Source organism: Micromonospora sp. CA-259024, from assembly GCF_050936255.1.
Taxonomy (GTDB): Bacteria; Actinomycetota; Actinomycetes; order Mycobacteriales; family Micromonosporaceae; genus Micromonospora.
In genome coordinates this window covers 464,252-483,662 of the sequence record NZ_JBNJND010000001.1, presented here as the reverse complement: position 1 = coordinate 483,662, position 19,411 = coordinate 464,252, and the positions used below count along the sequence as shown (strand labels likewise).

15 protein-coding genes are annotated in these 19,411 nt (G+C 72.0%); 5 read left to right on the top strand and 10 right to left on the bottom strand.

What is annotated here, in order from left to right:
- The first annotated feature begins 79 nt into the window (after positions 1-79).
- A complete protein-coding gene (locus tag ACQEUX_RS02205) occupies positions 80-1,039 on the top strand; it encodes a hypothetical protein (RefSeq protein ID WP_433040298.1) in 960 nt (319 codons plus the stop codon).
- Between the two features lie 7 nt (positions 1,040-1,046).
- Here the strand turns inward: ACQEUX_RS02205 and murD are convergent, their stop codons facing one another.
- A complete protein-coding gene (gene murD / locus ACQEUX_RS02200) occupies positions 1,047-2,393 on the bottom strand; it encodes a UDP-N-acetylmuramoyl-L-alanine--D-glutamate ligase (protein WP_433040294.1) in 1,347 nt (448 codons plus the stop codon).
- Between the two features lie 82 nt (positions 2,394-2,475).
- On the opposite strand from murD, the gene ACQEUX_RS02195 reads away from it, so the two are divergent.
- Complete coding sequence (locus ACQEUX_RS02195) at positions 2,476-3,825, top strand: hypothetical protein (RefSeq protein WP_433040291.1); 1,350 nt, start codon at positions 2,476-2,478, stop codon at positions 3,823-3,825.
- Positions 3,826-3,921: 96 nt separating this feature from the next.
- Here the strand turns inward: ACQEUX_RS02195 and ACQEUX_RS02190 are convergent, their stop codons facing one another.
- Genes ACQEUX_RS02190 through ACQEUX_RS02180 form a run of 3 tightly spaced genes read right to left on the bottom strand, consistent with a single transcriptional unit; the run spans position 3,922 to position 8,194 of the window.
- Entirely contained in the window at positions 3,922-5,766 is a 1,845-nt protein-coding gene (locus tag ACQEUX_RS02190) for a PucR family transcriptional regulator (protein WP_433040288.1), read from the bottom strand.
- A gap of 56 nt (positions 5,767-5,822) precedes the next feature.
- Positions 5,823-7,274 (bottom strand): argininosuccinate synthase, encoded by a 1,452-nt coding sequence (argG, locus tag ACQEUX_RS02185; RefSeq protein WP_433040285.1) that lies wholly within the window; start codon positions 7,272-7,274, stop codon positions 5,823-5,825.
- 47 nt (positions 7,275-7,321) lie between these two features.
- Positions 7,322-8,194, bottom strand: coding sequence for a TrmH family RNA methyltransferase (locus ACQEUX_RS02180; RefSeq protein ID WP_433049524.1), 873 nt, complete (start codon positions 8,192-8,194; stop codon positions 7,322-7,324).
- 36 nt (positions 8,195-8,230) lie between these two features.
- On the opposite strand from ACQEUX_RS02180, the gene ACQEUX_RS02175 reads away from it, so the two are divergent.
- Positions 8,231-10,120 (top strand): thiamine pyrophosphate-requiring protein, encoded by a 1,890-nt coding sequence (locus tag ACQEUX_RS02175; protein WP_433040282.1) that lies wholly within the window; start codon positions 8,231-8,233, stop codon positions 10,118-10,120.
- Between the two features lie 111 nt (positions 10,121-10,231).
- On the opposite strand, the gene ACQEUX_RS02170 is transcribed toward ACQEUX_RS02175, so the two are convergent.
- The 4 genes from ACQEUX_RS02170 to ACQEUX_RS02155 form a co-directional block, all read right to left on the bottom strand.
- Positions 10,232-12,427, bottom strand: a complete 2,196-nt coding sequence (locus ACQEUX_RS02170) for a transglycosylase domain-containing protein (protein ID WP_433040279.1) — start codon at positions 12,425-12,427, stop codon at positions 10,232-10,234.
- 211 nt (positions 12,428-12,638) lie between these two features.
- A complete protein-coding gene (locus tag ACQEUX_RS02165; protein WP_433040276.1) occupies positions 12,639-13,406 on the bottom strand; it encodes a hypothetical protein in 768 nt (255 codons plus the stop codon).
- A 151-nt stretch (positions 13,407-13,557) separates the two neighbouring features.
- Complete coding sequence (locus ACQEUX_RS02160; protein WP_433040273.1) at positions 13,558-14,664, bottom strand: SPFH domain-containing protein; 1,107 nt, start codon at positions 14,662-14,664, stop codon at positions 13,558-13,560.
- Positions 14,665-14,669: 5 nt separating this feature from the next.
- Positions 14,670-15,143, bottom strand: coding sequence for an NfeD family protein (locus ACQEUX_RS02155; RefSeq protein WP_433040270.1), 474 nt, complete (start codon positions 15,141-15,143; stop codon positions 14,670-14,672).
- 130 nt (positions 15,144-15,273) lie between these two features.
- Here ACQEUX_RS02155 and ACQEUX_RS02150 point away from each other — a divergent pair, with 130 nt between their 5' ends.
- Positions 15,274-16,575 (top strand): serine hydrolase domain-containing protein, encoded by a 1,302-nt coding sequence (locus ACQEUX_RS02150; RefSeq protein ID WP_433049521.1) that lies wholly within the window; start codon positions 15,274-15,276, stop codon positions 16,573-16,575.
- 33 nt (positions 16,576-16,608) lie between these two features.
- Here ACQEUX_RS02150 and ACQEUX_RS02145 read toward each other — a convergent pair whose 3' ends face one another.
- Positions 16,609-17,421 carry a DUF3097 domain-containing protein gene (locus tag ACQEUX_RS02145; RefSeq protein WP_433040267.1) on the bottom strand — a complete coding sequence of 271 codons (813 nt, stop codon included), beginning with the start codon at positions 17,419-17,421 and terminating at the stop codon, positions 16,609-16,611.
- A 297-nt stretch (positions 17,422-17,718) separates the two neighbouring features.
- Here ACQEUX_RS02145 and ACQEUX_RS02140 point away from each other — a divergent pair, with 297 nt between their 5' ends.
- Complete coding sequence (locus tag ACQEUX_RS02140; RefSeq protein WP_433040264.1) at positions 17,719-18,513, top strand: hypothetical protein; 795 nt, start codon at positions 17,719-17,721, stop codon at positions 18,511-18,513.
- Between the two features lie 118 nt (positions 18,514-18,631).
- Here ACQEUX_RS02140 and ACQEUX_RS02135 read toward each other — a convergent pair whose 3' ends face one another.
- Positions 18,632-19,411: an HAD-IIA family hydrolase gene (locus tag ACQEUX_RS02135; protein ID WP_210786389.1), complete on the bottom strand. Its 780-nt coding sequence runs from the start codon at positions 19,409-19,411 to the stop codon at positions 18,632-18,634.

Here is a 19,411-nt window from a genome sequence, read left to right as displayed (position 1 = left end):
TCCAATCCGCCCGTTCCGCCAGGGTAGACACAGTGCGCCATCGCCGGCACCGCCGTGGCGGCCCGGTAGCATCCGGCGGATGCGAGGAGCGGACGCGGCCCTGCCGACCGGACTGGTGGCCGAACAGATCACGGCGGAGATCTGGGCCTGGGTCGACTCCGCTCCGCTCCGCGGCCTGGTCCGGCACTTCGGCGGTGACCACCCCGTGGGAGACCTGGCGGCGGTGCTCGCCGGGCTGGACGACTTCTCGGCCCGACACTGGGACTTCCGGCAGGGGCGGGAACGCCCGGACGCCCGGGAACCGGTCCTCGACCCGGGGACGGCAGAGTTGGTGCTCGGCACGGCCACCGCGCTCGGCATGGTTCACCCGGTGCCGCCGGCCCGGGCGGCGTACGCCCATCTGGTGGTGCTCGGCGGCCTGGCACACGCGTGCGTACGCCGCGTCGGGTACGCCGCGCACCTGCTGCGCGCCGGCCTGGCGGTGAGCGGCGAGGTCGCCGTGCTCGGCAGCTTCCGGCCGTTGTCCGACTGGGAACGCCGGACGCTGGCCGACGCGGGCCTGCCAGCCGACGAGACCGAGGTGGACGTGCTCGACACGGCGGTCCGGCGGGTGTTCGGGGTGGACGCACCGGCGGAGCAGGCCGGCGTCGACGCCGGCCACCCGCACCACTCCTGGTCGTCGCGGACCTACCGGCCGGCCGGGTTGCCACCGGTACGGGTGCTCGCCGCGCCGTCCAGCGAACCGGATCGGCGACGGGCGCACACCGCCGACACGCAACGGTTCTGGGCTGGGCACGTCCAGCTCGCCCCGGGCGACGAGGTGCTGATGGTCACCGCGCCGATCTACGTGCCGTTCCAGCACTGCGACGCGCTGCGCACGCTGGCCCTGCCCTACGGGTGCGGCATCGACACCGTCGGGGTGGATCCGGGGCTGGCCGACCTGGCGGTCCTACCCGAGCAGACGCTCACCCCGGGCCGCTACCTCCAGGAGATCCGCTCGGCGATCCGCTCGATGCGCGCCCTGCACGACCTACGCTGAGCCGGGGTCAGCCCGCGGTGTCGGCGACGGCCTGGGCGAACACCTCGGAGCGGTGCTCGAAGTTGCGGAACCGGCCGTAGCTCGGCGCGGCCGGGGACAGCAGCACCACCCCACCGGCCGGGGTCAGTTCCCGGGACAGCCGCACCGCGTCCACCAGGTCGTCGACCAGCTCGGTACGCACCTTGGGCAGGCCGGCGAGCGCCTCGACGATGCGGGTCCCGCTGTCCGGAATGCCGATGACCGTCAGCTCCCGCTCCGCCAGGTGCTCGGCCAGCGGCGTGTAGTCCAGACCTCGGTCGTTGCCGCCGACGATCACGGTCAACGGCCGCCCGTCGTACGCGTCGATGGCGTGCATGGCCGCGTACGGGCTGGTGGCCAGGGTGTCGTCGACGAAGGTCAGCCCGGACGGGTCGGTGATCTCGGTGAGCCGGTGGGCCAGCCCCTGGAACTCGGCGACCGCGACGGCGAGAGAGTCCTTGCCGGCCACCACGTCCACACCGAGCGCGTCGAGCACGGCGAGCGCGACGCAGAGGTTGCCCTCGTTGTGCCGGCCGACCAGGGGCAGCACGGCACGCGGGAAGAGCGGCTGGTCCCCGAGGTGGAACCAGGGGGTGCCGTCGGCGCCGGTAGCGACGTGGGTGGTGTCGGGGCGACCGGCCCGGACCGCCGCCAACTCACCCAGCTCGGCGGCGAGCCGGGGGTCGCCGCCGTTGACCACGATCGTCTGCGGGTCGTGGGCGAGCAGGTTGAGCTTGTCCCGGTAGTACTCCCGCTCCCCGCCGTGCGCGTCGAGGTGCTCGGGGAAGAGCGCGGTGACCACGGCCACCCGCGGCGAGTCGGTGAGATCGCTGCACTGGTAGCTGGACAGCTCCAGCACGTACAGCTCCGCCTCCGGCAGGTCCAGGGTCGGCACACCGATGTTGCCGCCGAAGACGTTCGGTCGGCCCATCGCGGTCAGCAGGTGACTGATCAGGCTGGAGGTGGTGCTCTTGCCCTTGCTGCCGGTGACCCCGACGGTGCGCGCGGCGTGATCGGCCATCCACAGCGCGGTGCCCTGGGTCACCGGCACACCGCGTCGGCGCAGCTCGACCAGCCACGGGTGGGTCTGCGGCACGCCCGGCGAACGGACCACCACGTCGGCGGCGGCCAGCCGTTCGAAGCCCGCCTCACCGGTGACCAGCGGAGCCGCCTCGGCCAGCGGGCCGTCCCAGGGCAGCGAGAGGAAGTTCGCGCTGTCGTCGACGGCCACCAACTCGGCCGGGCCGTGCGCGGCGATCGCGGTCACAGCCGCCCGGCCCTCCCGGCCGGTGCCCCAGACGGCGACGGTACGTCCGCGCAGGTCAGACAGGCGCACTGGGCTCTCCTCGGGGGTCGCGGCGGCGGCAGGGCGGGCCCGGTCCGGACACGGCCGGACGAACCAGGGCCTAGTATGGCGTGTGCCCAACGAGCAGCTCCGGCGGATGGACGCCTTCACCTTCCCGTCCTACTCGATCGACTTCGCCACCGGTGAGGTGTTGTTCGACTACGCCCTGACCGGCCCGGCCGGTGAGCAGCGGTTCACCGAGGTGATCACGCTTCCGCTGCCGGCGGAGCCGCCCTCGGACGAGACGGTGGCAACCCTCGGCCGGGTGCTGGAGGTGCTGCACCTGGTCGCCGGGGTCAGCTACTACAAGGCCGCCGCACCGCCCCGGCTCGTGCTGCCGGCGCCGCTGGGCGCGGGCACCGTCGACTACGTCACGGCCGTCTACACCAAGGGCCTCGCGGAGTACGCGTACCGCAACCAACTGCCGCACGTGCTGGAGCTGCGCCCGGAGGTCCCGGCCGGCTCGCCGGAGTCACCACGCGTGTACGACGACTCCGACCGTCGCCCCCTCTCCGCGGTCGGCGGCGGTAAGGACTCGATCGTCAGCCTGGAGGCGCTGCGCCGCGCCGGGCTGGACCCGGTGCCGTTCTCGGTCAACCCCAACCACGTGATCGTCTCGGTGAACGAGGCGTCCGGGCTGGTCCCGCTGGCCGCCCGGCGGCGGATCGACCCGGTGCTGTTCGACCTGAACGCGGCCGGTGCGCTGAACGGGCACATCCCGGTCACCGCGATCAACTCGCTGATCGCGGTGGCCACTGCGGTCCTGCACGGGCTGGGCCCGGTGGTGATGTCCAACGAGCGCTCGGCGTCCGACCCCAACCTGGTCTGGAACGGCCACGAGATCAACCACCAGTGGTCCAAGGGCGTCGAGGCGGAGGGGCTGCTGCGGGGGGCGCTGGCCGAGCACGCCGGCCTGACCGAGCCGTACTTCTCGCTGCTGCGCTCGCTGTCCGAGCTGCACATCGCCCGGCTGTTCGCCGAGTTCACCCGGTACGACGACGTGGTGACCAGTTGCAACGCCGCGTTCAAGCTGCGCGACGCGAGCGAGCGCTGGTGCCGTGACTGCCCGAAGTGCCGGTTCGTCTTCCTGGCCATGGCGCCGTTCATGCCGCGTGAGCGGGTCACCCACATCTTCGGCGGCGACCTGCTCGCCGACCCGGAGCAGATCCCTGGCTACCGGGAGCTGCTGGGCGTGGACGGGCACAAGCCGTTCGAGTGCGTGGGCGAGGTCGAGGAGTCGGTGGTGGCCCTCGGCCTGCTCGCCGAGCAGGACCAGTGGCGCGACGCCCCGGTGATCCGAGCCCTGGTCGACGCCGTCCCGGCGACGGCCTGGTCCGCGGTGGCCACTTCCGACGTCTTCACCCCCGGCGGCCCCAACCACATCCCCCCGCCCTACGCCAAAGCCCTAACCACCCTCACCTAACCCCACCCCCACCCTGGTTGATCAAGAAGTTTGCGTCATCACGAGCGCGATTTCTGACGCAAATCTCTTGATCAACATGGGAAAGGGGCGAGGGAGTTAGGGGGTGCGGACCGCGTCCAGGGCCAGGAGGGCCACGTGGAGGGACAGGGATGCCTCCACGGAGTCGAGGTCGACGTCGAGGATGCGGGCGATGCGGGCCAGGCGCTCGTAGAACGCCGGCCGGGACAGATGGGCGGCGGCGGCGCCGGCGGTCTTGTTGCGTCCCTGCTCCAGGTACGCGCGCAGAGTGTCGAGCAACTGCTCCCGGGGGTGCCGGGCGTCGTACTCCAGCAGGGCGCCGAGTTCGCGCTCCACGAAGGTCTGCAACCGGGGCTCGTCGCGCAGCAGGTGCAGCAGCCCGGCGAGGCCGACGTGCGGCAACCGGAAGATGGGCAGGTCCCGCCGGTCCCGGCGGGCCGCCTCAGCGATCTGCCGGGCCTCGACGAGCGACCGTCGTGCCTCCCGCAGGTTACCCACGCCGGACCCGGCGGCCACGATCACCGCACCCGGGGCAGCGCCCGCGCCTCGGGACGGATCAGCACCGGCGGTCAGCCGCGCGGCCTCAGCGCCGGACGCCGGCCGGGACGCATCCGCGCCGAACACCGACCGAGGAACGTCGGTGCCGGAAGCGGCCCGGGACACCTCGGCGCCGGACGTTGCCCGGCCCGTGCCGGCGTCGAGGCGTACCCGACGTAGTGCGCTGGCGAACGCGGACAGCGCGCGGTCCTCGGCGGCCGGGTCCGGCAGGGCCAACAGCACGCCCACCGAGTTGTCGTCGACCGCGCTGGTCAGCGCGGTCAGCTTCGCCTCCCGCAGCGCCTGGCCGACCGCCTCGGACAGGTCCCGCAGCCGGGCCTGACCCGCCTCCGGGCCGCCCTCCCCGACCGGGTCCTCGGCCCGGTGTCGGACCATCACGCCAACCAGGTGCCGGCGGTCGAGCACCACGCCGAGCGCCTTGGCCCGCAGCGCCACCTCGTCCACCGGTCGGGAGTGGTCGAGCAGCGCGGTGAGCAGAGTGCGGTGGATCTGCCGCTCCAACCCCTCGGCGTCGCGGCGGATCAGGCGGCCCAGCGCGAGGGTGGACGCGGCCCGCTCGATCAGGATGGTGAGCCGGGTGGGCGGCCCGGCGTCCGCGGTCGGCTCGCTGGCCCGGGTGATGGGTGACTCCCCGCTGGCGGGCCAACGCAGCAGCAGCCGCCCCCAGTCCTGCCCCCGGGCGCCGACGACCGTCACCAGCCAGCCGCTGTCCAGGTCGTACGCGGTCCGCCCGGCCGGTCGGATCCGCCGGGAGTGCTGCTCCCAACCGTCGAGCAAAAGCTCGGCGCTCTCCCCCGCCGGGTCGTACCCGAGCACCTGCCGGGACAGGTTCTCCAGCACCACCGGGCAACCGGACAGCTCGGCGGCCTGCCGGATCACCTCGGCGGCGTCGGCACCCTCGACGGACAGGTCGTTGAAGCGCTGGTGGATCTCCTCGGTGGCGCGCAGCTCGGTGAGCTGCGCGTCGACGATCAGCGCGTGCACCGCCTCGGTGATCCGTACGAACGGGGTGGCCCGGCGCAACTCCACCAGGGGCAGCCCCCGCCGCTCGGCGGCGGCGACCATCACCCGGGGCACCCCGCTGACGTAGCGGCGGCCCAGCTCGACCACGAGCCCGGAGACTCCGACGTCGGCCAGGTCCCCGATGAACGCGCGTAGGCCCGCGTCGTCCCCGGGCAGGCCGATGCCGGTGGTGAGCACCAACTCGCCGCCGCCGAGCAGGGTGGCGATGTCCGGCACCTCGGCGACGTGCACCCAGCGGACGGGCCGGTCCAGCGCCGCGTCTCCGGCGACCACGCGCGGCGCGCCGTGGCGGACCGGGTCCAGGGCGAGGACCTCACGGACGGTAGGGAACACGGCCGACACGCTACCGTCCGTGACGCCGGAACTCGACATGCTGGGGCGACGCGGGCGAGCCGGGCTCAGTCGACGCCGAACTCCATCGCGGCGCGGTCGAGTGCCTCGTCCTCGGCGGAGGCGACGCCTCGGGAGGCGATGGCGTCGGCGCCGCCCTGTGGCATCGCGCCGATCAGCCCGGTCGAGGCTGCCTGCGCGGCGCCGATCATCCGCTGCGGGGCCGCGCCGCCGACCAGGCCGAGGGAGGCGTACTGCTCCAGCTTCGCCCGCGAGTCGGCGATGTCCAGGTTGCGCATGGTGAGCTGGCCGATCCGGTCCGACGGCCCGAACGCCGAGTCCTCGGTACGCTCCATCGACAGCTTGTCGGGGTGGTAGCTGAACGCCGGGCCGGTGGTGTCCAGGATCGAGTAGTCCTCGCCCCGGCGCAGCCGCAACGTCACCTCGCCGGTGACCGCCGTGCCGACCCAACGCTGCAACGACTCGCGCAGCATCAGCGCCTGCGGGTCCAGCCAGCGTCCCTCGTACATCAGGCGACCGAGGCGGCGGCCCTCGTTGTGGTAGTTCGCCAGGGTGTCCTCGTTGTGGATGGCGTTGACGAGCCGTTCGTACGCGGCATGCAGCAGTGCCATGCCGGGTGCCTCGTAGATGCCCCGGCTCTTGGCCTCGATGATCCGGTTCTCGATCTGGTCCGACATGCCCAGGCCGTGCCGGCCGCCGATGGCGTTGGCCTCCAGCACCAGATCGACCGAGCTGCCGAACTCCTTGCCGTTGATCGTCACCGGGCGGCCCTGGTCGAAGCCGATGGTGACGTCCTCGGTCGGGATCTCCACCGACGGGTCCCAGAACCGGACTCCCATGATCGGGTTGACCGTCTCGATGCCGGTGTCGAGGTGCTCCAGGGTCTTCGCCTCGTGCGTGGCGCCCCAGATGTTGGCGTCGGTGGAGTAGGCCTTCTCGGTGCTGTCCCGGTAGGGCAGGCCGCGTTCGAGCAGCCACTCCGACATTTCCTTACGCCCACCCAGTTCGGTGACGAAGGCGGTGTCGAGCCACGGCTTGTAGATGCGCAGCATCGGGTTGGCCAGCAGGCCGTACCGGTAGAACCGCTCGATGTCGTTGCCCTTGAAGGTCGAGCCGTCGCCCCAGATCTGGACGTCGTCGGCGACCATCGCCCGCACCAGCAGGGTCCCGGTCACGGCCCGGCCCAGCGGGGTGGTGTTGAAGTACGCCCGCCCGCCCGTGCGGATGTGGAAGGCACCGCAGGTCAATGCGGCCAGACCCTCCTCGACCAGGGCGGCCCGGCAGTCGACCAGTCGGGCGACCTCGGCGCCGTAGCTGAGCGCACGTCCGGGCACCGAGGCGATGTCGGGCTCGTCGTACTGGCCGATGTCGGCGGTGTAGGCGCAGGGAATCGCGCCCTTGTCGCGCATCCACGCGACCGCGACTGAGGTGTCGAGGCCGCCGGAGAAGGCGATGCCGACACGTTCGCCGGTGGGCAGGGAGGTGAGAACCTTGGACACGGGGAAAATTATGCAATAGAACGCATGGCCATGCAAGCGGAAGTGATCTACTCGCCACCGAACGGCGGATCGTCGCGCCCCAGTTCCCAGAACGCCACCGCCGCAGCCGCGGCCACGTTCAGCGAGTCGACCCCACGCCGCATCGGGATCACCACCCGTACGTCGCTGGCGGACTGGGCCGCCTCGGTGAGGCCGGGCCCCTCGGCGCCCAGGAGCAACGCGGCCCGCTCCCGCTGCGCCGCGGTCAGCCGCTGCATCGGTACGGCGTCCGGAGCCGGCGTCATGGCGAGCACGGTGAAACCCGCTTCCCGCACCTGGTCCAAACCCGCGGGCCAGCGCTCGAGCTTGGCGTACGGCACCGCGAAGACCTCCCCCATGCTGACCCGGACGCTCCGCCGGTAGAGCGGGTCGGCACAGGTTGGCGACAGCAGCACCGCGTCGATGCCAAGGGCGGCGGCGCCCCGGAAGATCGCTCCGAGGTTGGTGTGGTTGTTGACGTCCTCCAGGATCACCACCCGACGCGCGGCGGCGAGCACCTCGGCCGCCGTCGGCAACGGCCGGCGGTGGAACGACGCCAGCACCCCCCGGTGTACGTGGAAGCCGGTGGCCCGTTGCAGCACGTCCTGCGTCGCCGCGTAGACCGGCGCGTCGCCGGTGTCCAGGTCGGCGAGTTGGTCGATCCGCTTGGCGTCGACCAGGTACGACCGGGCCGGGTAGCCGGCGCGCAGCGCTCGGCGCAGCACCAACTCCCCCTCGGCGATGAACAGGCCGTGCGGTGGCTCCCAGCGGGTGCGCAGCTCGACGTCGGTGAGCGCGCGGTAGTCGGCGATCCGGTCGTCGTCGGGGTCGGTGATCTGGTGGACGGGCACCCGACGATTCTGCCGGACGGCCGGAGCCACGCTCCGGGGCCGTCCGACTATCTTTCCGAGCGGTGTTTTGTCCGGAAAGTAACGGGAATGGCGAGGTCCGTACCGGACCCGACGGGAAGGACCAGCCAGGTGAGCGCTGACCACGCCGTACCGGGCGAACCAGGCGCCCTACCCCGGCACCCGACCGTCGCGGACCACATCGTCTCCCGGCTGTTCAGCTGGGGTGTGCACCGCTACTTCGGCTATCCCGGCGACGGCATCAACGGTCTCACCTCCGCGCTGCAACGCACCGACGAGCGGGTCCAGTTCGTCCAGGTACGGCACGAGGAGACCGCCGGCTTCGCGGCGTCCGCGCACGTCAAGTACGGCGGCGGACCGCTGGGCTGCGCCCTGGTCACCAGCGGACCGGGGGCCATCCACCTGCTCAACGGTCTGTACGACGCCAAGCTCGACCATCAGCCGGTCGTCGCCCTGGTCGGGCACACCGCGGTCACCGCCGAGGGCGGCGGCTACTATCAGGAGGTCGACCTGCTCGCCCTCTACAAGGACGTGGCGGCGGCGTTCCTGGCCCAGCTCGACCACCCGGCGCAGGTACGCCACCTGGTCGACCGGGCGTGCCGCACGGCGCTGGCCCGGCGTACCGTCACCGCCCTGATCCTCCCCCTGGATCTGCAGGACGAGCCGGCCGTCCCGGACCCGCCGCACGCGCACGGCTACTACCAGACCAGCAACGTACCGAGCAGCACGCCGACGGTGCCGCCGGAGGCGGAGATACGCCGGGCCGCCGAGGTGCTCAGCGGTGGGCAGCGGGTGGCCATGCTGGTCGGGCAGGGCGCGCTCGGCGCGAAGGACGAGGTCCGCGAGATCGCCCACCGGCTCGGCGCCGGAGTCGCCACCGCACTGCTCGGCTTCACCGCCGTCGACCACCGGGAACCCTGGGTCACCGGTGCGATCGGCCTGCTCGGCACCCGGCCCAGCTGGCAGCTGATGACGGGCTGCGACCGGCTGCTGATCGTGGGTAGCAACATGCCGTACTCGGAGTTCTACCCGAAGCCCGGACAGGCCCGCGCGGTGCAGATCGACGTGGACGGCACCCAGCTCGGACTGCGGTACCCGACCGAGGTGAACCTGACCGGCGACGCCCGCCCCACGCTGCGGGCGCTGCTGCGCGAGCTGGGCCCCGGCCCCGGGCCGACCGCCTGGCGGGCCGAGGTCGCCGAGGCCACGGCGGCGTGGCGCACTGTGCAACGCGACCTGGCCGAGCAGACGGCCGACCCGCTCAACCCACAACTGCTCTTCCACACCCTCAGTGAGCGGCTGCCCGACGACGTGATGCTCGCCGTGGACTGCGGCACCACCACCGCCTGGTACGCCCGCCACATCCAGGTCCGCCCCGGGATGCTGGCCAGCCTGTCCGGCACGCTGCTGTCCATGGGCGGCGCGATGCCGTACTCGTTGAGCGCCAAGTTCGCCCACCCGGGCCGACCGCTCGTCGCGCTGATCGGCGACGGCGCCATGCAGATGAACGGCGTCAACGAGCTGATCACCGTGGCCAAGTACTGGCGCAGCTGGGCCGACCCGCGATTCGTGGTGCTGGTGCTCAACAACCGGGATCTCGCGTTCGTCAGCTGGGAACAGCGCTCCACGGAGGGCACGCCGATGTTTCCGGACAGCCAGCAGCTGCCGGACATCGCCTACCACCAGTGGGCACAGGTGCTCGGGCTGCACGGCGAGCTGGTCGACTCGCCGGAGCAGGTGCCCGACGTCTGGGATCGGGCGCTCGCCGCCGACCGACCGGTGGTCATCAACGCCCTGGTCGACCCTGCCGAGCTGATGCTGCCGCCGCACTTCACCGCCGCGCAGGCCCGCAAGACCGCGGCGGCGGTGCTGCGCGGCGACACCGACTGGGCCGGGATCATCCGGCGCGGTCTACCCGCGACGATGGCCAGCTACCGCCCCCGTCGCCGCCGCCCCTAACCCCGCCCTACCCCGCGATCTTGCACTTTCTGCCCCGACGAAAGCGGCAAGGAAGCACACATCGACAACCCAAAGTGCAAGATCGCGGGGGTACGAGGGGTGCCGCGCGCGTCAGCCGCGGCGGTCGAGCCAGCGTTGCAGGAGGGAACGCGGATCCTCGGTGGGCTGTTCGCGGTCCGGGACGGCGGGGCGCTCCACCGGGCGGTGCGGGTCGCCGGCCAGCTCGTGGCTGGGTGCGACGAACGCCTTCTCCGGCTGACCCTTGACGGCGGTGGCGATGACCCGGGCGACCGCGTCGATCACCTTGGCCTGCACCGCGGAGCCCACCTCGTCGGCCGGGTCGTCCGGGTTGGCGGCGATGCCGGCCACCGCGACCTGCGGGGTGAAGCCGACGAACGTCTCGGTGGAGTTCTGCTCCGAGCTACCCGTCTTACCGGCCACCGGCCGGCCGTCGAGGATGTCGTTCACACCGGTGGCGGTGCCGCCGTTGCACTGCCCGTACGCGGACTGCTGGCCCACCGGGCAGCGAGCGGCATCGGTCGCGGCGCGGGCGACGTCGGCGTCGAGGACGCGCTTGCAGGACGGCTGCCCGACCGGCACCTTCGTACCGTTAGCGGCGGTCACCGAGACCACCGGCACCGGTGTGCAGTAGGTGCCCTCGGCCGCCACGGTGGCGTACGCGTTGGCCAGGTCCAGCGGGGTGGTTGCGGCCACGCCGAGGGTGAACGAACCCCAGTTCGCGGCGTTGTCCTTGGCGAAGGCGGCGTCCGAGTCGGCGCGGAAGGTGATGCCGAGCCGCTGCGCCATCTCCACCACCTTGTCCTGGCCGACCTGCTCGGCCAACCAGACGAAGTAGGTGTTCACCGAGCGGCCGAAGCCGTCCCACATCATCCGGTACCCGTCCATCCAGTCCGGGTTGGCGTTCGCCGGGCACCAGCGGCCGTCACAGCTGCCAGGGCCCTCGGCGGGGTAGCGGGTGGGCAGTTTGGCGGGCGCGTCGAAGCCGGTGGAGAGGGTGCGGCCCGCCTCGAGCGCGGCGAGCATGGTGAACAGCTTGAACGTCGAACCCGCCTGGTACCCGTCGACGCTGGCGCCGCCGGAGATCAGTGGGTTGACGGTGTTGGGGTAGTTGGCCTGCCCCGCCGGGTTGCCGGCCAGGCTGTAGTGCCGGTTGACCGCCATCGCCAGCACCTGCCCGGTGCCCGGCTGGACCGCCGCGATCGGCAGGGCGCGCTTGTTGTCGTACCCGTAGACCTTGGTGGCCTGCTGCTGCGCGGTGGCCTGGACCTTCGGGTCCAGCGAGGTGATCACGGTGTAACCACCCGAGCGCAGAGCCTGCTCGCGCTCGGCGACCGTGGCCCCGAACGCCGGCTGGGTCACCCACCACCGGCGCAGGTAGTCGCAGAAGTAGCCCCAGTCGTCGTGACCCTGGGAGACGGCGGTGCAGCCGTTGGGCTGGGTGGTGGGGTGCAGGGCCAGCGGCTCCGTCTTCGCCTGGGCCGCCTGCGCGGCGGTGATCGCGCCGGTGGCGACCATCGAGTCCAGCACGTACGACCGGCGGGCCAGCGCGTCGTCCTTGTTCCCGTCGATCGGGCTGTACGCGTCCGGGGACTGCACCAGGCCGGCGAGCAGGGCCGACTCGGCGAGGGTCAGCTGCGCCGGAGGCTTGCCGAAGTAACGCTGACTGGCCGCCGCGATCCCGTACGCGCCGGAGCCGAAGTAGGCGATGTTCAGGTACCGGTCGAGGATCTCGTCCTTACCGAGGCTCTTCTCCAGCGCGCCTGCGTACCGGATCTCCTGGATCTTGCGCCCGACGGTGGGGTCGGTGGCGGCGGCGCGCTCCTCGGCGGTGCGGGTGGGGTCGGTCTTGAGGACGTTACGGACGTACTGCATGGTCAGCGTCGAGCCGCCCTGCTCGGTGCCGCCGCCCTTGACGTTCGCCACCAGTGCCCGGGCCAGACCGCGCAGGTCGGCGCCGCCATGGTCGTAGAAGCGTCGGTCCTCGGCCGCCACGATCGCCTGCCGCATCACCGGGGCGATCTCCGACAACGGCACGTCGGTGCGGTTCACGTCGTAGAACGTGGTGATCAGCGTCTTGCCGTCGTTGGCGTAGAGGTACGAGCGCTGCGGGGTGGCCGGGGTGCGCAGCGAGGCGGGCAACGCGGCGTACGACCCGAGCGCGGAGCGGGCGGTCAACCCGAGCAGCAGGTTGCCCGGCAGTGCGGCGACTGCCAGGGCGAGCCCGGCCAGCAAGCCGGCGAGCAGCACGGTGAACAGCCGCGACAGCGGCGAGCGGGAGGCGGCCATGCTTCCCAGGATTGCCACGAAAGCCGCCAACCGACCACCCCCGCAGGCCAATTGTCAGCAACTTCACGGCCCCCCACCAGCCCCCACCCAGCCCCGCTGCCCTCCTCCCAGGCCCCGGCCCCACCCAGCCCCGGCCCGCTCGGTGATCAAGAGGTTTGCGTCAGCAGGGAGGCCGTTTCTGACGCAAACCTCTTGATCACCCGGTGAGGTGTCAGGGGTTTGGGGTGGAGAGGCTGGCGCTGGCGGCGTCTCTTGCGGTTTCGCGGGGCATCAGGCGGCCGGAGCGGTAGCCGATGCCGATGCCGGCGATCAGCACGAAGATCGCGCCGAAGGTCTGCAGCGAGCCGATCAGCGCACCACCCAGGCCGAGCAGTGGCGCGGCGATGATCAGCATGACGCCGTCGCCGAGGCTGAACGTGCCCGAACGGGCCACCGCCCACCCGGTGAGGAACCAGCCCACGCTGTAGAAGGTCGCGCCCAGCAGGACCAGCGAACGCGCGGTGGTGCCGAAGACCGGCGTCTGCTCGGCGAGCCCGGCGAAGGGCAGCATCAGCACGGTGCCGGCGATGCTGACCAGCAGCCCGGCGGCGGCCATCCGTCGGCTGCGCGTCGCGGCCAGCAGCCCGGTGAGAGCCAGCAGCGCGAGCAGGCCGAGCCAGACCGCGGCCACCCAACCGATCAGGTACGCCGCCCGGCCGTCGGCCGGATAGGGGTCGTTGCCCACCCCGCCGTCGCTGGCCATCGCCACCGCGCCGTAGAGGATGGCGTACGCGGGCAGCAGCCACACCGCCGCCCGTGCGAACCGGCGTATCGACCAGGCCCAACTGGCGTTTGTCGCCGGGCCGGCCGGGGTCGGCTCACCAACGAAGGGCAGTACGCCGAACCCGCCACCGCTGCGCCGGGAGCCCAGCGGGGCGACCGGGTCGTGCGCGCCGGGCACCGGGGCCGAGGACCACATCCGATTCGCCGGATCCTTCATGCGTCACCTCGCTCGTCCACGAGCGGTGCGGGACGCGCCGGGGCGCCCCGATTGCCTGGTCACCACCCGTCCTAGGACCGATCGTGGCAGGCATCGGAGCGCCCCATGAGTCTTTTTCGTATTTACCCGGCCGGACGGCCGGTGTACGGGATCAGCCGCGTTCGCGCTGGTCGCTCGGGTCGTTGACCAGGCTGGCCGGGGAGACCGGCTCCGGCGCGGGCAGGCCCTGCGGCCCCTTCGCACCGGTGGCCTGCGCCTCGGCGACGCGTACCTCGTCGTGGATCTGCTGGGCGGCGGCCGCCGCGGCCTGCGCGGCCTCCGCGGCCTCGCGCTCGACCTGGCTCGCGTGGTCCGCCGCCTCCGGCGCGGGAAGATCCCCCACCATCTGGCTCAGACCACCCAGCGCGCCACCCATCCCCTCCAACGCCTTGGTCAGCTCGGCCGGGATGATCCAGACCTTGTTGGCGCTGCCCTGGGCAATCTGCGGCAGTGCCTGCAGGTACTGGTAGGCGAGCACCTTCTGGCTCGGGTTCGCCTGGTGGATCGCGTCGAAGACCGTCCGGATCGCCTTCGCCTGACCCTCGGCCTGCAGAATCCGGGCCTGCCGGTCACCGTCGGCCCGCAGCACCGCCGACTGCTTCTCACCCTCGGCGGTGAGGATCTGCGACTGCTTGTGCCCCTCCGCGGTGAGGATGGCCGCGCGGCGGTCCCGCTCGGCGCGCATCTGCTTCTCCATCGAGTCACGGATGCTGGCCGGCGGCTCGATCGCCTTGATCTCGACCCGGGTCACCTTGATGCCCCAGCGGCCGGTGGTCTCGTCCAGCACGCCGGAAAGGTGCCGGTTGATCTCGTCCCGGCTGGTCAGCGCCCGCTCCAGGTCCAGCGAGCCGATCACGTTCCGCAGCGTGGTGACGGTCAGCTGCTCGATGGCCTGCAGGAAGCTGGAGATCTCGTAGGTGGCACGGACCGAGTCGACCACCTTGAAGTAGAGGACCGTGTCGATCGAGACCACCAGGTTGTCCGAGGTGATCACCGGCTGCGGCGGGAAGCTGACCACCTGCTCCCGCATGTCGACCTTGGTACGCACCGCGTCGATGAACGGCACCAGCAGGTTGAGGCCGGGGCTGAGGGTGCGCTTGTACTTGCCGAGCCGTTCCACCACGTCCTGGCGTTGCTGCGGAACGATCCGCACCGCCTTGGCCAGCGTCACGACAGCGATCAACGCCACCGCGATCACCAGCACGCCTATGACCGTCATCCCGTTCACCCTCTCGCTTCCGGCAGCTCGCCGGCGGAAGAAACGTCGTCCTGCCAGACCAGGGCGGTCGCGCCCCGAACCTTTATCACCCGCACCCGTTGACCGGGCTCGTGAGTCTGCGTCGTGTCGTACGCCCGGGCGCTCCACAGCTCGCCATCAATCTTGACGAGACCGTGCTCGGCGTCCACCCGCTCCAGCACCAACGCCGTGGAACCCTCGATCGCCTCCACACCGAACGGCTGCTCGCCGCTGTCCAACGCCGTCCGCTGATGCCGCCGGATGACCGGCCGGACCACCAGCAGGCTCAACGCCGACACCACCGCGAAGACCAGCGCCTGCACCGCGACCGGCGCGCCCAGGGCGGCCGCACCCGCGGCGGCGAACGCGCCCGCCCCGAACATGATCAGAAAGAGCGTCGTCGTGAAGATCTCGGCGACTACCAGCACCACACCCAACACGATCCACACCACGGCGTCCACACCACGATCGTGACACGCAAATGCACGCGCGACCGACCCGTGATGATCAGTAGGCTCGGCGAAACCCACCTGGCCCGCCGAAACAGCCCATACCGGTGGCCCGCCCGAGGCGATGAGCGAGGAGATCCCATTGACCCTGCTGCCCGAGACCGCCCGACAGATCGACGCCCAGGTCGCCCAGGCGCAGATCGACGGTCGCGCCCCGTCACTGGTGCTGGGTGTGGTTCGCGACGGGGCGCTGGTCCATCTGGCCTCTGCCGGCGAGCACCCCCGCCCGGACGTCGACCTGCAGTACCGGTTGGGCTCGATCAGTAAGACGATGACCGCCACCCTGATCATGCAGATGCGCGACGCCGGCCGGCTGGCCCTGGACGACCCGCTGGAACAACACCTGCCGGGCACCGGCGTCGGCACGCTGACCCTGCGCCAACTGCTCGGGCACGCCAGCGGCATGCAGCGCGAACCCGAGGGCGACTGGTGGGAGCGGGCCGCCGGTGCCGACCTGGCCGCTCTGCTCGCCGGGCTGACCGCCGACAAGATCGCCTACCCGCCGCACACGACGTACCACTACTCCAACCTGGCGTACGGGCTGCTCGGCGGGGTGCTCGAACGACTCACCGGAACGCCCTGGGCCGACCTGCTCAACGAGCGGCTGTTCGGCCCGCTGGGGATGCAGCGCACCACGTACGCGGCCACCGAGCCGTACGCCCGGGGCTACGTCGTCCACCCGTGGCACGACACGCTGCGCGAGGAACCCCGCACCGACACCGGTGCGATGGCCCCCGCCGGACAGCTCTGGTCGACGATCGAGGACCTGGGCCGGTGGGCCGCGTTCCTGGCCGACCCGGATCCGTCGGTGCTGGCCGCCGGGACGCTCACCGAGATGTGCGCGCCCGTGGTGATCAGTGATCTCGACTCCTGGACCGGCGGGCACGGCCTGGGGCTGGAGCTCTACCGGGACGGCGAGCGCGTGTACGTCGGGCACGGCGGCTCGATGCCCGGCTACGTGGCCGCCCTCGCGGTGCACAGGCCCACCCGTACCGCCGTGGTCGGCTTCGCCAACTCGTACGGCTTCCCGATCACCCGCCTCGGCCGCCGGCTGCTGACCACCGTGCTGGACGCCGAGCCGGCGTTCCCGCAGCCGTGGCGGCCGGCCAGCGCCGCGCCTGCGGCCGAGCTGGCCGAGCTGACCGGCCGCTGGTGGTGGATGGGCACTCCGCTGGACCTGAGCTGGGACGCGGGCGACCTGGTGGCCCACGTACGCGGTGAGCGGGTGAGCCGGTTCGCCGCCGAGGGGACGGACCGCTGGCGGGGACGCTCCGGCCCGGAGAATGGCGAGATCCTGTCGGTGCTGCGCGACGACAGCGGACGGGCGGTGGCGGTCGACATCGCCACGTTCGTCTTCACGCGCAGCCCCGACGAGGCCCCCTGACCCGCCGCCGGGCGGATCAGGGGGATCAGGCGGTCAGGGGGCTTCGGTGACGAAGTCGATGAGGCGTTCCATGGCGTTGATCAGGGGGGTCTCCACATCGGCGAAGCTGTTGACCCGGGACAGGATGTGCCGCCACATGTCGGCGGGCTCGGCCACCCCGAGGGCCGCACAGACCCCTTCCTTCCAGGGCCGCCCCGGCGGCACCACCGGCCACGCCGCGATGCCCAGCGCCGCCGGCTTGACCGCCTGCCAGACATCCACGTACGGGTGCCCGGTCACCAGCACGTACGGCGAGTTCACCCGGGCCACGATCCGGCTCTCCTTGCTGCCCGGCACCAGGTGGTCGACGAGCACGCCGAGTCGTCGGGTCGGGCCGGGCCCGAAGTCGCGTACCTCGGTGCCGAGGTCGTCGATGCCGTCCAACGGCTCCACGACCACGCCCTCGATCCGCAGGTCGTCGCCCCAGATCCGCTCGACCAGCGCGGCGTCGTGGATGCCCTCCACCCAGATCCGGCTGGCCTTGGCCACCTGGGCGCGGACGTTGTCCACCGCCACCGAACCGGACGCGGTCCGTCGACGGGCCGCAGGCACCGATGCACGGGTCGGGCGGCGCAGCGTCACCGGGCGGCCGTCGAGCAGGAACGCCGCCGGCAGTAGCGGGAAGTTGCGCCGTCGGCCGTGCCGATCCTCCAGCACCACAGCGCCAGCCTCGAAGCCCACCACCGCTCCGCAGAACCCCGAGTCGGCATCCTCCACCACGAGATCCGGTTCGGCGTCCACCTCGGGCGTGACCTTCCGCCGCCGCCAGTCCCCCGCCAACACGTCCTCGCCGTATCGCCCCGCCATGTCGATCACGCTAAACCCGGCACCCCCCACAACAACCCCGACACACCGCCAACCCCACCCGCCCGCCACCCCCCCGACCCCCCGACCCGGTCGATCGTGCAGTTGTGGCGCCCCGCGAAACGCCCGAATCAGCAGCTACCGCCCACCACCACTCCACGATCGACGGAGCAGGGGCGTAGAGGGCGTGAGGGGGTGTGGCGGCTGTTGGCAGTGGCACGAAGGGGGCAGTTCGGGGCAGGCAGGGCGGCCGGAGCGGCAGTCGAGACAGGGCCGGTCGTGACCACGTACCCTTTCGGCATGTCCACCCCCGCAACGGGCGCGGCCACACTCACGCCGCGCCGGTCGAGCCGGTTTGTTGCCTGGGTGCGCGCGTGGCGCGCCGGGTTGGTGCCGTACGACGAGGTCGCCGACGCCATCGCCGGCGACGAGGAGCACCTCGTTGCGGACGCCCCCGGCACCTGGACCGACGTCCCGCTGAGTGCCGCGCTGCCCACCCTGGCCAAGCTCTCCCCGGACGACATCCGCCTGGTGCTGCCGGCGCCGGGCGATCCCCGAGGGCTGCCCGGCCCTGGCGACTTCGCCGGTGCGGCACTGGTCACGGGCGAGGCGGTGGTCGCCGGCGGGCTCGGGTTGATCCCCCAGGTGCGGATGCACACCTCCGGCTCCGGGGACTGTTTCGAGACGGTGCTCTGGCGCGTGTACCCGCTGCCGGCCAACGCGCCCGCCGCCTCACTCTCGCTGCCCGGCGCCGCCGAGGCAGAGGCCGAGTTGGCCGCCGCGCTGGCCGAGACGACCGCCGCGCTGACCCGCCTCGACGTGGCCCAGTGGCGGCCCGAGCTGGCCGGCGCGCTGGCCGCTCTGCGCCGCCCGGATGGCGCCACCGACCTACCACCGGGCTTCGACCCGCGGGCCCGCCGGCTCTTCGCCCGCGCCGCGGTGCTCGACCGGGTGCTCGCGCTGGCCGGGCACGCGGCGCCGGGGGGCGCGATCAACAACTACGAGGCCCAGCAGCGGGACGCGGCTCTCCGCCCCCTCACCACGGCCTGCCGCCAGGCGCTGGTCGCCGCCTGCAACGCCCCGCTGCGCCCCTGACCGGAGGCACCCGTGGTCGAGACCGCCGTCGGTTGGGTTCTCGCCGCCGTCGAGGTCGTGTTCCTCGGCGGGGCGTTCGTGGCGTTCCGCCGCCAGCACGGAGCCAAGGCCGACGGCGTCAGATCTCGTCGAGCAGGTCCGCGACCGAGTTGATGATCCGGGACGGACGGTACGGGTACCGCTCCGCCTCGGTGCGGCTGCTGATCCCGGTGAGCACCAGGATGGTCTCCAGCCCGGCCTCCAGGCCGCACAGGATGTCGGTGTCCATCCGGTCGCCGATCATCGCGGTGCTCTCCGAGTGCGCATTGATCGTGTTGAGCGCCGAGCGCATCATCATCGGGTTCGGCTTGCCGACGAAGTACGGCTCCACCCCGGTCGCCTTGGAGATCATGGCGGCGACCGAGCCGGCGGCGGGCAGGGCGCCCTCCACGGACGGGCCGGTCACGTCGGGGTTGGTGCAGATGAACCGGGCTCCGTCGTTGATCAGACGGACCGCCTTGGTGATCGCCTCGAAGCTGTAGGTGCGGGTCTCGCCGAGCACCACGTAGTCCGGGGCGAAGTCGGTGAGCACGTAGCCGACGGCGTGCAGCGCCGTGGTCAGCCCGGCCTCCCCGATGACGTACGCGGTGCCACCCGGCCGCTGGTCGGCGAGGAACTGGCCGGTGGCCAGCGCGGACGACCAGATCGACTCCTCCGGCACGTCCAGCCCCATCCGGCTCAGCCGGGCCGTCAGGTCACGCGGGGTGTAGATCGAGTTGTTGGTCAGCACCAGGAACGGCTTGCCAGAGGCACGCATCCGGTTGATGAACTCCGGTGCGCCGGGCACCGGCTGGCCCTCGTGCACCAGCACGCCGTCCATGTCGGTCAGCCAACTCTGCACGGGCTTGCGGTCCTGCAT